Origin of the sequence: uncultured Bacteroides sp. (assembly GCF_902491285.1) — a bacterium.
Taxonomy (GTDB): Bacteria; Bacteroidota; Bacteroidia; order Bacteroidales; family Bacteroidaceae; genus Bacteroides.
Genome location: NZ_CABUHK010000065.1, coordinates 1 through 14,972, shown reverse-complemented (window position 1 = coordinate 14,972; position 14,972 = coordinate 1). Strand labels below are relative to the sequence as shown.

The 14,972-nt window shown below is 42.0% G+C and carries 9 protein-coding genes; 8 read left to right on the top strand and 1 reads right to left on the bottom strand.

From position 1 onward, the window contains the following. Positions 1-30: 30 nt before the first annotated feature. From RDN93_RS15770 to RDN93_RS15735, 8 genes are all read left to right on the top strand, one after another. Positions 31-612, top strand: coding sequence for a DUF3109 family protein (locus RDN93_RS15770; RefSeq protein ID WP_308746403.1), 582 nt, complete (start codon positions 31-33; stop codon positions 610-612). Between the two features lie 520 nt (positions 613-1,132). Continuing rightward, positions 1,133-2,839, top strand: coding sequence for a DUF6377 domain-containing protein (locus RDN93_RS15765; RefSeq protein WP_308746402.1), 1,707 nt, complete (start codon positions 1,133-1,135; stop codon positions 2,837-2,839). A gap of 289 nt (positions 2,840-3,128) precedes the next feature. Beyond that, the gene (locus tag RDN93_RS15760; RefSeq protein ID WP_308746401.1) at positions 3,129-6,263 is read left to right on the top strand and encodes a glycoside hydrolase family 2 TIM barrel-domain containing protein; all 3,135 of its coding nucleotides are present in this window, start codon (positions 3,129-3,131) and stop codon (positions 6,261-6,263) included. Positions 6,264-6,290: 27 nt separating this feature from the next. Then, a complete protein-coding gene (locus RDN93_RS15755; protein WP_308746400.1) occupies positions 6,291-7,589 on the top strand; it encodes a hypothetical protein in 1,299 nt (432 codons plus the stop codon). A gap of 12 nt (positions 7,590-7,601) precedes the next feature. Continuing rightward, positions 7,602-8,549 (top strand): glycoside hydrolase family 16 protein, encoded by a 948-nt coding sequence (locus RDN93_RS15750; RefSeq protein WP_308746399.1) that lies wholly within the window; start codon positions 7,602-7,604, stop codon positions 8,547-8,549. Positions 8,550-8,579: 30 nt separating this feature from the next. Continuing rightward, positions 8,580-10,325, top strand: a complete 1,746-nt coding sequence (locus tag RDN93_RS15745; protein WP_308746398.1) for a fimbrillin family protein — start codon at positions 8,580-8,582, stop codon at positions 10,323-10,325. Between the two features lie 23 nt (positions 10,326-10,348). After that, positions 10,349-11,860 carry a fimbrillin family protein gene (locus RDN93_RS15740; protein ID WP_308746397.1) on the top strand — a complete coding sequence of 504 codons (1,512 nt, stop codon included), beginning with the start codon at positions 10,349-10,351 and terminating at the stop codon, positions 11,858-11,860. Between the two features lie 41 nt (positions 11,861-11,901). Further along, the gene (locus RDN93_RS15735) at positions 11,902-14,151 is read left to right on the top strand and encodes a glycoside hydrolase family 3 N-terminal domain-containing protein (protein WP_308746396.1); all 2,250 of its coding nucleotides are present in this window, start codon (positions 11,902-11,904) and stop codon (positions 14,149-14,151) included. 174 nt (positions 14,152-14,325) lie between these two features. Here the strand turns inward: RDN93_RS15735 and RDN93_RS15730 are convergent. Then, a partial coding sequence (locus RDN93_RS15730) for a toprim domain-containing protein (RefSeq protein ID WP_308746395.1) occupies positions 14,326-14,972 on the bottom strand: 647 nt, incomplete at its 5' end.

Sequence of the window (14,972 nt, the reverse complement as noted above, 5' to 3'; positions counted from 1 at the left end):
CCGCCCTTTTTGTCTCACATAAGTTTTAGTATGATACAGATTGGTGATGTAGTAGTATCTCTTGATGTTTTTCAAGAAAAGTTTCTTTGTAACCTGGATGCTTGTAAAGGTGAATGTTGCATTGAGGGTGATGCGGGTGCGCCTGTCGAATTGGAGGAAGTGGAGAAATTGGAAGAAGTGTTGCCGGTCATATGGGATGAACTGGCTCCGGAAGCTCGTACGATAATAGAGAAGCAAGGAGTGGTATATACAGATGAGGAAGGTGACCTGGTAACTTCAATTGTCAATAATAAGGACTGCGTCTTTACTTGTTATGATGAAAAAGGATGTTGTTACTGTGCTATTGAAAAGGCATACCGTGAAGGGAAAACTGACTTTTACAAACCAGTGTCCTGCCATCTTTATCCTATCCGGATCGGGGATTACGGGCCTTATAAGGCAGTGAATTATCATCGTTGGGATGTATGCAAGGCAGCAGTCTTACTGGGGAAAAAAGAGAATCTTCCTGTCTATCAGTTTTTGAAGGAGCCTTTAATCCGTAAGTTCGGTGAAGAATGGTACAAAGAACTGGAAGTTGTTGCCGAAGAGCTGAAGAAGCAACATCTCATCTAGGATTTTCGTCTCTTACGGATGCAATATACCTGATATAGCAATATGCACAAGGCTATTACTATTCCGCATGACGGTGCAACCCACGCTTCCGGATGAATGATAATCAGGAAAATACAAGTGGCGATAACGCAGGAAGTCAGAACAATAAGAAACAATCTCATTTTTGCAAGTAAGGGGTTGGGAATCGTAGTTTTCAATTTCATAGTTGCTGTTGTATTTCGTTTTTATGCAAGATAGTCATTTTGCCCGGAAAACGATTCTGTTGTTAGGTTTTATTGAGAGATGGCATTTTATTGGGCTGAATCTTCTATACATGTTAGCCGGTATCATCCGAGTTATAAACCTTATTCGGACTTTTTGTCCGGAAGGTTTTCTATTATTTCAATAAATCACTATTTTTGTAGTGAGCCTTGGGAATAGTCCTTTTTGTTATGCACTAACTTTTATTAATGATAGTCTCAAGTTTCGGGAGTGATATTTGAAAGATTAAGGAGTATTTAATGTAACGATTTCCTTTATTATGAAAAATATATTATTGTTGATATTGCTGCTTGTTGTTTCTGGAAATACTTATTCCGGGAACAAAGAAATGGAACTATTGCTTGTCCGGCTGGATTCTGTATTGGCAAACAGTGAGAAATATATTTTAGAGAAAGAAAAAAAGATAGGAGAATTGCGTAAGAAACACTCTTTGCCTCTGAAATTGGAAGAGAAGCTATGGCTTAACAAAATGTTGTATGATGAATATTATGTCTATAACGCAGACTCGGCTATGGTTTACGTAAATGATAATATAGATATAGCCGGCCAATTGGACAGGAAAGACAAAAAACAAGAGTGGATACTGAATAAGATTTTTCTTCTTACGGCTCAAGGCCTGCTGAATGAGGCTGAAAAGGAATTATTAAATGTCGATGTATCTTCGTTGAGTGAAGAAATAATGTATCAGTACTATGATACAAGAATCTATCTATACTCACATCTGGTGCAGTTCATCGGAGGACGTATGGAACTGATAAATTCTTATTGTAATCTCGAGACGGAATTAAGGTATGAGGCTAAAAATCATATAGCTCCGAATCATCCTTCGTACTATAGTTTTTGCGCGTCATTGCATAGAGAGTATCCCCGTTCTGCAGAAGGAGACAGCATTAAATTAAAATTAAGGGAAATCGTAGATAACTCATCACTGTCCACACGGATTGATGCCATTAATGCTTATATGCTTGCCATTATGTTTCGTAATGAAGGCGATGAATTTAATTATGTAAAATATCTTATTAATTCGGCCATAGCCGATATCAAGATTTGTAACCGCGACATAGCCTCATTGGAGGAGCTTTCCAATATCCTGTATTTGCAGGACGATATAGACAGAGGTTATGATTATATAAGTTATTGTCTTAAAGCCGCGTTGCTATATCCTAACAGGGTGCGTGTGATGAACATATCCACAGTGATGGACAAGCTCCAACAGGCTTACCGTAAAAGGAATGAAATGCAGGAAAGCAAACTGCGCAAGTCACTCTATACTGTGAGTGTATTGTCTGTTGTTTTACTCATATCCGTGTTGTTCATCTATTTTCAGTTCAGAAGATTATTTCAGTCCCGCAAAAAAATAGATGAGAGTAACAGGTTGCTTAATTTGCATGTCAGCGAACTTTCTGAAGCTCAGAGAATGTTAGGCAAAGTCAACGGAGAGCTTAGTGAGATTAACGAAAAACTAAAAGTGAGCAATGATGAGCTGCTTGAGTCTAATTATGTAAAAGAAGAATATATAGGATATGTATTTTCTATATGTTCCAGTTATATCACTAAACTTGAGGAATATAGAAAAAATATCAGTAGGAAGCTCAAGGCTGGTCAGATAGATGATATCATATCTTTGACTTCCAGTACCACTATGGTTCAGAGTGAATTGAAGGAGTTTTACCATAGCTTCGATGCTATTTTTCTTCATGTGTATCCCAATTTTGTGGAAGATTTTAATACTCTCTTGCGTCCCGAGGAAAGAATTGTCCTTAAGGAAGGAGAACTTCTTAATACAGAGCTGAGAATATATGCTCTCGTCAGATTGGGAATTAATGATAGCGTAAAGATTGCCGAATTTCTTCATTGTTCGCCTCAAACGGTTTACAACAATCGTTTAAGGACTAGAAATAAGGGAATTATTCCTAAGGAAGAATTTGCTGAAAAGGTACGTTCATTGGGGAAAATGCAGAAATAAGAAAATAATCCAATCATTTAATATCCGGAACAGTTTACTCTATTGAAAACTTATGTAGTTGATAATCAATACAGTGCAGATTGAACTGTTTACTTCTATTGTTTACCTGCATAAACATTATATATAATCCTATATTACCTTTGTCCTCAGAAAATTAATACAGTATTAACTTTTGGGAATTGATTAATGAAACCAGAACAACTAAGATTAAAGTAACTATGGGACACACATTTATGTTGGTCTCTGATGTCTTTTTTTCACAGAGTGCTAATTTGTTATTTTACTTACCATGAAAAATGTAGTAGTATTATCTTTGTTAATCCTTTTGTCTACTTCTCTTTGGGCACAAAAGGAAACTATTTCTGTTGTTAATGACCGGACAGGCAGTAAGTTGCTTGTCAACGGCAAGGCTTTTATGGTGAATGGTATGAACTGGGATTATTTCCCTATCGGTACCAATTTTTCCTATTCTCTATGGACAAAACCTGATGATATTATTAAGGCCGCCCTTGATACGGATATGTCTTTATTAAAGAATATGGGGGTTAATGCTATCAGGCAACATGCAGGTGTGCCGTCTAGATGGGTGAGATACATCTATGAGAAATATGGCATTTATACGATGATATATAGTTCCTTTGGGCGATATGGATTGGCATTGGATGGCGCATGGGTGGCTAATACGGACTATTCTGATCCGAGAGCCAAAAAGGTGCTTTTGGCTGAGGCTAGGGAATTAGTGGAAAAGTATAATGATACACCGGGGATACTCCTTTATCTACTTGGAAATGAGAATAACTACGGTCTGTTCTGGCAAGGAGCGGAAACAGAGGACATTCCTGTGGAAGACCGTAAATCCACCATTCAGGCAACTCATCTGTATAAATTGTTCAATGAAGCGACGGTTGAGATGAAGAAGATGAATGCTTCGGCTCCCATAGCCATTTGTAATGGGGATCTTCTGTTTCTTGATATAATATCCAAAGAATGTAAGGATGTGGATATCCTGGGTATCAATTGTTATCGCGGTGATTCTTTCGGTGATTTGTTTAGCAGGGTAAAAGCGGAATATGGAAAGCCGGTCTTGTTTACCGAGTTTGGCTCAGACGCATTTAATGCTATTACTCAAAGCGAAGCGCAAAAAGAACAAGCGGAAATCCTGTTGAAGAACTGGACTGAAATATACTTGAATGCGGCAGGGTTGGGTAACAACAATAATTCTCTTGGAGGTTTTACTTTCCAATTTGCTGACGGCTGGTGGAAATTCGGACAGACCACAAACTTGGGTGTACACGATACCAATGCCTCATGGAGTAACGGTGGATATGTATTTGACTATGTGGATGGTGAAAATAACATGAATGAGGAGTGGTTTGGTATATGTGCCAAAGGTGCTTCTGATAGCAGAGGATTATACGAACTTTATCCGCGTGCCGCATATTATGTATTAAGAGATGTCCACAAGATTAATCCCTATGCTTCAGGAAGCACTACTTCTTCGATAATAAGCCAGGTTTCTGATATAAATGTAATGTCTTCTGTCTTGTTGGCCAGAAGTGATAAAGCTGCCTTACAGGGTGAAACGACTAAGTTGATACGTTTAAGTGAACTTAGAGGTGACTTAACTACTTTCTATACAGGTGGGAAGAATACGACTACTCCGGGTGCCAGACCGAAAAATCCTACAAGTTTTCCTAGTTCAAAGGGCTTTGACCATATGGAATCTTTCTATGTAGGTGTAGCCTCCAAACCGGCCGAAAATGTACAGGCGGAAGTTACAGTGAATATTCTTGGAAATGTGGCAGAAAACCCGATAGACGAGATATTTTATGAGAATAGGGGACGTTCTAGATATATAGTGGACGGAAAAGGAGAGTTTGTAGATTTAGGACCGCTGGAACGCGTTAAGATTTACAGCGCTAGTTTTGACTGGGACGGTAAATTATTTAATATGAAAGCATTCTTCCGTAAAGGTCACTACCATTGGGGATATGAAGGAGACTTTTTCGGATTATATCCTGAAGCCAGCTACGGGGATTATATGGATATTTATGGCGGTGAAGCTTCTGTGGGGACTGAGATTGAAGGAAAGAAATTCTTTAAAGGCCTTAAAGTTGCTTTTGGTCCGGAACTGTGGTGGGGGGCAAACCCGGCTTTGCTTGTCAAGTACCAACGAAAGTTAGGTAAATTAGATGTGGCTGGTATTTTCCATTATGATATAGCTCAGCGTGAAGGAACTACAACGTCTTATGCTATTCCTTTGCCTAAGAATACTAGAGCTTCTCTTATGCTAGGAAGACATTTCGGACGTTTCGATGTTATGGTAGGCGGATTGTGGTCAGGAACCACTTTGGTTGGAAGAAATTTTCAAGCTACTAAGGAGTATAAGAGAGACGCTGTCGTATATTCGGATGTAGTAAAGACGTCCGATACATTTGGCGGTAAGTTGAAGGTAACTTACAGCGGAGGAAACTTTAACGCTTATGCACAAGGTGCGATGATGGGGTTGGTTGCTAACGGCGGAGTCGATTATACTCAGACCCTTACGGGATGGAGGCTGAAGGATAGCGGCAGTGGAAACCAGTCAAACTTTCTTGCCGGTTTTACCTATCAGATAGGCAATTTCCAGATTGCGCCCAATTTCTTGTGGCAGAAGCCACTTGTGGGCCCTATGCCTAATGGCGTAGATGCTCCTGGAAAATTGAGGAATATTATTGATGATCCTTTTGCAGTGAGAAGTAATAGAGAGACAACTGCCGGAGAATTATTGTTGACTTATGACCCCACACCTTCCACTTGGATGTATGATTGGGAGAATGACGACAATGAAGATGCGTCATTTGCAGCTTCGCTCGGTTTTATTTATCGTCATCATCCTACTTCACAAGATGCGGCTATAGGTATCATGGCCAACGGACGTTCTACCTTTGCTTTCGGTGGGGCTGCTCCTGCGCATGATTTATGGGAAACAAACTTGAAGGTGGCATCCAGAGTGTCAAGCGATTTTGGTATTATATCAAGTGTGTATTTTGGAACTGCCCAAGCTAATGGGGACGATGCCCGTCTCATTAAACGGGTAGGCGCGGATGCCAGAGTGATTTATAAGAAACTGAAACTGAATGCAATGGTCAAGTTCAACGACTGGGGACCATATGATTATCACCGGGATTTTAACCTTACTTTCCCTTTCCAGGGAATATTAGACTTGTCAACTCATCTTTCCCAACCTAAATGGCTTGGCAAAATATCAACCCGTGTCGGTATCAGAGGAACATACAGGACTCTGAACCAGTATTCTCCTCGTTACGTTGCCGGATATACTCCGGGCGGAGCCGGTAATTTTGAGTCAAATACGGATATCATCGGTACAGGCAATGGCAACGAATGGGAAGTGAGAACCTATATTACATTTAGTCTTTTTTAATCCATGAATCAATTAATAAGATATGTTATGAGTAACAAATATAATCTATCAGGTAAACTTTTGGTTGCCGCGGCTGTATTTTCATTGACAGGCTGTACGCGGGATATAGATACGGATGTTTTGGCAACTTATCCTGTTTTGTCCGACGTCTTTATTGATGAATTTGCGTCTGACTTGCAGTATCAGGCATGGGGAAAGGTGACAAATTTCAGTGTGGATACTGACACCAAGTATGATGGTACGTCGTCTATGAAAATAGAAGTTCCTAACCCGGGCGATCCTATGGGAAGTTGGGCGGGAGGAACTTTCTACTCTACAACGGGTAGAAACCTGTCGGACTATGATGCGTTGACTTTTTATGCAAAGTCTTCCATACCCACCAAAGTTGAAGTAGGATTAGGTAATTATGACAAAGTGGAGTATCTGGTTGAAGTCCAGGATGTAAAACTGAATACAAACTGGAATAAGATTATAATTCCTATCCCTAATCCGGCGAAACTGTTGTCGGAAAAAGGGTTGTTTTATTATTCTGCCGGTGCAGTAGACGGTGAGGGATATACGATTTGGTTTGATGAGGTACGGTTTGAACGTCTCGGCACATTGGCTCACGCAAAAATAGAAGATATAGAAATTCCCGGATTTCAGGGAAGGCTAAATGTAGGGACTCTCACGGAAATCATCAATCTTCCGAATGGGGTTAATCAGAAAATGTTGGTTTCTCCAAATTATTTCACTTTCGAATCGTCCGATGCCAGTGTGGCTTCAATAGCAAATAATGTCATAACGATTCAGAAAAAGGGAGAGGCTGTTATTTCTTTGAAGGAAGCCGAAGGGGAAATAAGGGTAAATTGCTTTGACCTAGCTCCGGTGCCACAGAGAAATGCCTCGGAAGTGCTTTCCTTGTTTAGTGATTCCTATACCAATAAGATTACTGCAAACTGGAATCCTAGATGGGAGTATTCGACTGCCGAATATACGGAAATAAATACCGGTGACAATCATATAGCGCAGTATAGCGGTTTGAATTTTGTCGGAATCGTATTCAATGCCGTAGCAGACTGCTCATCGAAGAATTATCTTCATTTGGATGTATTATGCATGGATGAGATTAATGCCAACTCAGAACTTAAGATTGAAATACATGACAGAAACGGCAATAATGTCGTGTACTTGGTAAGGCGGGACACGCATGCTGACTTTGAATCGAAGCAATGGCTTTCGCTTGATATTCCTCTAAACGAAAATGGCAAGCAAATAGCACAAATAGTATTGGCTTGCAGTGAGGATATTCCGAATATCCTTTTGGATAATATTTACTTTTATTAAAAATGATGACTTATGAAACGATATAAAATCATATTGCTTGCTTTATTGGGCTTTTCTTTGCCGCTACTGCTTGAAAGCTGCGAGAAAGAAGAAACAATCGAAAATACGGAATGGGTGCTGGTATGGTCGGACGAATTTAATATCCCGACTCCCGATAATAGGCCTGATCCTTTAAAGTGGACGTATGAATTGGGAGCTTCCGGGTATGGTAATCAGGAGTTGCAGAACTATACTGACAGGGTAGAGAATGCTTCTTATACAATCCACGAAGGACTGGGCTGCTTGAAGATAACCGCATTGAATGATAATTATGACGGAGTGGCTTATTCTTCTGCCAGGATTAAGACCGAAGGATTGTTTGAACAGCGGTATGGGCGTTTTGAGGCACGGCTGAAACTTCCGTACGGCCCTGGCCTTTGGCCTGCATTTTGGATGTTGGGAGCAAATTATGACACCAACGAATGGCCTGGGTGTGGTGAAATTGATATTATGGAAAATAAAGGGTATCAGCCCAATATCGTATCAAGTGCTTTGCATTTTCCGGGACACTCAGGCGGAAATCCTATAACTCAGACTTTCGGGTATGAGAAACAAAGATTTGACACAGGTTTCCATCTGTTTGCGGTGGAGTGGGATGAATCAAAAATTGATTTCTTTGTAGATAATGTACTTTATAAGAGAGTGAAGGCTGCTGATGTGACAGACGGGGAGTGGGTATTCGATCATCCGTTCTTTATTATCTTGAATGTAGCGGTGGGAGGTACGTTTGGCGGTAATCCTACAGGAGATACTGTATTTCCGCAAAGCATGTATGTGGATTATGTACGGGTTTATCAGAAATCGACATACGTGCAGCCCGGTTCCAACTTCGGAAACACTTCTTCCAACGGTTCAATTGGTGACTGGAATTTTAACGGGGCGGATTCAGACAAAGGACTTTTAGAGCCTGGACTTCAATAAATAACAATGTAACTGTTAAAGATTAGGATTATGAGATTATTCAATATACAAAAATATTGTTTAGGGCTTATGGCGGTAGTAAGCCTCGGAGCTGTTTCATGTACGAATGAGGCAGAATTGGACAGTGCACAGGAGAGGGGTGACGTTGTCTTCTCGGCTCAGGTGGATAAGGTTGTCACTAGGATAACTGACAATAAGTGGGACGGTGGTGAATTGGTGGGCGTGAAAGCGGGCGAAACGGTGAAGACTTATAAAGTGACTGCCACAGGAAAAATGTCTACCGAGGATGAACCTTACACATGGGACGGAACAAGCTACGATGTGCTGGCGTGGAGTCCATTGACTACGGAGCAGATAAATCTGAAAGATCAGACTACAACGGAGAAATTCTTTGCGTGCGATTTGCTGGTGAGCAGCGCCAAGGTAGAATCAAAAAATGTACGTTTTGCATTCGGTCATCAGATGACCAGAATGTGGTGGGAACTTCAGAAATTCGAGGGATATACAGAGTCACAGGTGAATGAGGCTAGAATTTCGTTTATAGGCTATGGGGCTGTAACGTATGCGGCTGGTGAAGTTACACCGATAGGTGATGCAGGTCAATTGATTTCCACCCGTAATTCCAAAGGGGAATATTACAGAAATGGAGAGGCGATGATGGTTCCGGGCGAGATGTGGGACAAACCACTGATACAGGTGGAGATTGGAGGGGATACGTATATCTACACTCCGAGCAAGGACAATCAGAATGATGTGGCTAAGAATACAGGAAAACTGCTTCCCAATACATGGCAAAGATATTATTTGTCTGTTAGCAAAAAGGGATTGACTGTGGAAATGGAAGCCGATGAAGTGGGCTGGGACAACAACAACATCAGTGGTGATGAAATTACCGATGCAATGTTTAAGGCTGCCATATCTGACGATGTATCAGCATTGCCAAATTACAAAGTTGAAGGTTTGGAGGCAGACTTTATCACTGATAAGGTCCGGGGTTTTTCTATTACCTATAAAGAAGAAAAAGCAAGTGGTGGCATTGCTTATGAAGGATTAGCGGACAGAACGCGTACAGTTGGCAGCGATGGCACTGTTACTTTCACTTTCAGTAATATTTGCTCGGACCTTAAGTTGACATATACGGAAGAGTATATGGAAATAGGTTATTACTTCTATAAAGATGGCACGTATGGGGCAAAGTATAAAGCTGATGGAACTGTAGGAGTCATCTACAAGGTAGGAAAGCATGAGACCGACGATGCTTCGAACTATGAAGGAACAGGGCTTAAGACTATTCACGGTTATGTGGTGGCGTTGGCAGACGAAGTTGACGGTGAAACACAATTCTTTAAATGGAAAGATGGCAGTGCAGGACTGTATGGGGCGGAATTTCCGGAAAATGGTCATATAGGGGATGGAAAAACAAGTCTATATATAGGCTATTCTAATACCAGATATCTCATAGAAAAAGCAGCAGCGGCAGAAGTAACTGCAGTACCGGCTGCATCGACCTCTACCCGAAAGAATGGCAGTGGGCTTATATCCGGCACATCGGGCTGGTATCTCCCCTCTCATACCCAGCTAAAGGATTTGGCAACTCTTGCAAACAAGGCAATCGAGAACTATCAGGTATTGAATGGAACTTATTGGGATAGCTCGTTTGATAGTGACCCGAATGCTTATATCGTCATTTTTGGTGAGAATGGGGCAATAAGCAGCCCTGATTTTTATAGAAGTGTAGATTCTACAAATAAGGTTCGTCTCATCCTTACATTTTAATCAATTATTAAGAAAAGAAAACTATGAAACAAGTATATTTACACCTCAGACTGGCAATTCTGTCGCTACTGGTGTTCTCGGCTTGTGCGCAAGACGAGGAGTTGGCTCAAATCGGTGAAAACGTCGCTGCTTCTGATGTATTGGCTATCCGGAAGGTGGACGTTGCAAATTTTACTACCGGAACTGCTACCCGGGTAATCAATGATGCTGTCACGGTGAGTTTCGAAGCCGGAAACAGTTTGGAGGATGCCAAAGGTGATGAAATCGGTATCCTGCTGATAGGCGATGATGAAAAAGGATTTGCTAACGTATCCTTTAAATACATCAACGAAAACGGGGCAAACAAATGGGTAAATAAGGATGGTGTGAGCTATACCAGCAAGATAAAGAAAGCTATTGCTTACTTCCCTTATGCCCGAATGATGAAAGACGGTGAAGAATTTATTCCGTCGTCTGTCGATGAACTGAAGGAATTTAAAAAGAAGGAAGAAGCTGCGGAATTCAAGGATAAAGACTTGTTAATAGCAGAAATCAGTGATATCCAATCTCCGCAGTTGACAATTGGTTTTAAGCATGCCTTCTCGTTGCTGACGTTCTCTGCAGAAGCAACCATTAAAATAGCCGGCGAAGAGATTTCTTATTTTCTGGATATTGCCAATATCGCTTTTTCTATTGGTGACAGGCAATATACTCCCGATTTGGTGGATAGCAAATACGTTTGCCTTATAGATGAGGCCGAATTGCCTCAGAACAACTTCCGCTATTTTTATACGATTGACAACACTGCTTATGTAAAGACACTGAAAAAGACTATGGCGCTGGTGCCCAACCAATGTTATGTTCTCCCTTGTCCTACATCGTCCGAAGGAACAGAAGGATTTGCCGTTGGTGATTTCTTCTGTGTATCTAACAGCACTGATAATATCGTAATAATTCCGGGTAATGCGGCTGCCATTCCGGAGAGCCTTACTTGTAAGGGAGTTGTATTTCATGTAATGGCTGGTGCTGCATTTGATAGTTACAAGGAAATAAACGGATTGACAGATGAGTTGCCGGGGTATGAGGGAAGTCACGGTCTGGTTGTTTCGATTAAGAATGGACAACCATTTGGTGCGAATAATGACATCGCTAAGATACAGGCTGCACTTGGGGCTGTTGCAGACTACAATAGCCTGGATGTTTCAAACGGTTACAAATTGACACAGGCGCTGAAAGGAGCTGAGGGAGTAAATTTTACGGCTTTGGATAATCATGCGGATGATGTATTAAAAAATGCCACTTCATGGTATGCACCTTCATTCAATGAACTTAAATACTTAATAAGAGGCAAGCAATATAATGAAGTATCGACTGCCGGGCAGGTCTATATCAATGGACAATTGGGCAAGATTAACGGCGTCCAACTGGGAGGCACTCTTCCTTCTGTCACTTATCGCGAAAGAGGAGGAGACAAAGGGATTCAAACTATGCAAAATGGGGTTGATGGCTGGATTGGCATGCCTGGCGAGTCTTTCATTCCAATTTGTGGTTTTTAATATGATATTGGGAAAATAAATTACTATAAGAATACGTAGTTATGAAGATAAGTAAACTATTATTCGCTACGGCTACAGTGGCAAGTCTGTTGACAGCCTGTGGCACAAAGAATGCGAGTGTTGATTCTGAAATAGAAAGTAGGGTAGAGGCATTGCTCGGCAAAATGACTCTTGAAGAAAAATTGGGACAGATGAACCAGTTGAGCCCGTGGAATCCGGATGAACTGGCAAACAAGGTTCGTAATGGGGAAGTAGGTTCTATATTGAATTATACAAACCCGGAAGAGGTAAACAAGATACAGAAAGTGGCGATGGAAGAGTCGCGTTTGGGTATTCCTCTGTTGGTGTCTCGTGATGTAATCCACGGTTACAAGACTATATTTCCTATTCCATTGGGGCAAGCTGCCACGTTCAATCCTCAGATAGTGGAGAATGGCGCGCGCGTAGCTGCTGTAGAGGCTTCTGCCGACGGTATTCGTTGGACGTTTGCTCCTATGATAGATATCTCGCGCGACCCTCGCTGGGGGCGTATCGCTGAGAGTTGCGGTGAAGATCCCTATTTGGCTTCGGTGATGGGTGCGGCTATGGTTAAAGGGTTTCAGGGAGATTCGTTGAATGATCCTACTTCGATTGCGGCATGTGCCAAGCACTTTGTGGCTTACGGTGCCTCTGAAGGTGGAAAAGATTATAATTCTACGTTTATTCCCGAAAGAACATTGCGTAATGTATATTTACCTCCTTTCAAGGCTGCGGCAGATGCCGGTTGCGCTACTTTCATGACTTCGTTTAATGATAATGACGGCGTTCCCTCTACGGCAAACAAGTTTGTGTTGAAAGATATCTTGCGTGATGAATGGAAATATGACGGCATGGTTGTGTCCGACTGGACTTCGATTGGCGAGATGATTAACCACGGTTTTTGTATGGACGCCAAAGATGCCGCTGAGAAAGCAATCAATGCGGGTGTTGATATGGATATGGTAAGTGAGGCTTACATCAAGAATCTTCGGCAGTCTTTGGATGAGAAAAAGGTTTCAATGAAATCGATAGATGATGCGGTGAGAAATATTCTCCGTCTGAAGTTCCGTATGGGGTTGTTCGAGAATCCATATGTTGTTACGCCTCAGAGTGTGAAATATGCGGATGAACATTTGAAGATGGCCAAAGAAGCGGTAGAACAATCGGTAATACTCTTGAAAAATGATGCTCAGACATTGCCGCTCACGGATAAGGTTCGTACAGTGGCTGTGGTGGGTCCTATGGCCGACGCTCCATATGAACAGTTGGGTACGTGGGTATTTGATGGGGAAAAAGAACATACACAGACTCCGCTCAAGGCTATCAAAGAGATGTATGGTGATAAAGTTAATGTTCTCTTTGAACCTGCATTGAGCTACAGCCGTGACAAAAATCAAAGTGGCATCTCCAGGGCAGTGAGTGCAGCACGCTGTGCAGATGTGGTTATTGCTTTCGTTGGCGAAGAGTCCATCCTTTCGGGCGAAGCTCACTCCTTGGCAAATCTTGCTCTTCAAGGAGCGCAGAGCCAGCTCATAAAAGCATTGTCCGCCACCGGTAAACCGTTGGTAGTGGTAGTGATGGCCGGGCGTCAGCTTGCTATCGCTGATGAGGTTGAGGTTTCTGATGCTGTGCTTTACTCTTTCCATCCGGGTACTATGGGAGGACCGGCCATTGCTGATATCCTTTTCGGAAAAGTGAATCCAAGTGCAAAAACGCCGGTTACATTCCCTCGTATGACAGGGCAAGTTCCTATATATTATGCACATAATAATACCGGCCGTCCGGCGAATCCTACCGAGATGCTGATAGACGAGATTCCTGTTGAGGCGGGACAAACATCGGTCGGCTGTCGTTCATTCTATCTGGATGCTGGTACTTCTCCGTTATATCCGTTCGGTTATGGATTGTCTTATACTACCTTTGAATATAGTAACCTGAAATTATCCTCCGACAAGTTTGCCATTAACGGTCAAATACATGTAACAGCGGATTTGAAGAATACCGGAAAGTATGACGGCACAGAAGTGGTTCAGCTTTATGTACAGGATAAGGTAGGTTCGGTAACTCGTCCGGTGAAGGAACTCAAAGCGTTCCAACGTGTGGAACTCAAGGCCGGTGAGTCAAAGAGTGTGTCATTTTCGCTGCCTGTGTCTGAACTGGCCTTTTGGGGCTATGATATGACTTACGGTGTAGAACCGGGCGATTTTAAATTATGGGTGGGAACGAATAGTGCCGAAGGTTTGTCTGCAGACTTTACTGTATCGGCCTTATAATTATTCTGTGTTATTCCGGTTTTATCCTATTCAAGCATAAAACCGGAATAGCTTCTTTCATCCCTTTTAGAATCTCCATATAAAAGAAAAACGCCGATCGAAGGATTCTCCTTCGCCATCGGCGTTTCCTCGTTGTAAGATGTGAGGTTGGTTTATAAAAACGTAATATGATAATTATGCATCGATATTTGCATACGTTGCATTCTCTTCAATAAATTCGCGGCGTGGTCCTACGTCTTCACCCATCAGCATGGAGAATACATAGTCGGCTTCTGCTGCGTTGTCAATATTTACCTGTTTCAGCATACGGTTTTCGGGATCCATAGTTGTTTCCCACAATTGCTGGGCGTTCATTTCACCCAAACCTTTGTAACGCTGTGTATGAACTGCATTTTCCGAACCGCCACCATACGTATCGATAAATTTCTGACGTTGTGCATCTGTCCAGCAATACTCTTCTACTTTACCTTTCTTGCAAAGATAGAGTGGCGGAGTAGCGATATACAGGTAACCGTTCTGGATAATTTGCGGCATATAGCGGAAGAAGAACGTCATGATCAATGTGTCGATGTGAGAACCATCGACGTCGGCATCGGTCATGATGATAATCTTGTGATAACGCAACTTTTCGATATTGGCCTCTTTGCTGTCCTCGTCCGTTCCGATTGTAACGCCTAGAGCTGTATAGATATTACGGATTTCGTCACTTTCCAAAGCCTTGTGATACATTGCTTTTTCTACGTTCAGAATCTTACCGCGTAGCGGAAGGATAGCCTGGAACATACGGTTACGTCCCTGCTTGGCAGTACCACCTGCCGAAT

Coding starts and splice junctions, on each gene's coding strand:
- RDN93_RS15755 (WP_308746400.1), top strand. CDS start 6,291: ATGAGTAACAAATATAATCTATCAGGTAAACTTTTGGTTGCCGCGGCT.
- RDN93_RS15760 (WP_308746401.1), top strand. CDS start 3,129: ATGAAAAATGTAGTAGTATTATCTTTGTTAATCCTTTTGTCTACTTCT.
- RDN93_RS15765 (WP_308746402.1), top strand. CDS start 1,133: ATGAAAAATATATTATTGTTGATATTGCTGCTTGTTGTTTCTGGAAAT.
- RDN93_RS15750 (WP_308746399.1), top strand. CDS start 7,602: ATGAAACGATATAAAATCATATTGCTTGCTTTATTGGGCTTTTCTTTG.
- RDN93_RS15770 (WP_308746403.1), top strand. CDS start 31: ATGATACAGATTGGTGATGTAGTAGTATCTCTTGATGTTTTTCAAGAA.
- RDN93_RS15740 (WP_308746397.1), top strand. CDS start 10,349: ATGAAACAAGTATATTTACACCTCAGACTGGCAATTCTGTCGCTACTG.
- RDN93_RS15745 (WP_308746398.1), top strand. CDS start 8,580: ATGAGATTATTCAATATACAAAAATATTGTTTAGGGCTTATGGCGGTA.
- RDN93_RS15735 (WP_308746396.1), top strand. CDS start 11,902: ATGAAGATAAGTAAACTATTATTCGCTACGGCTACAGTGGCAAGTCTG.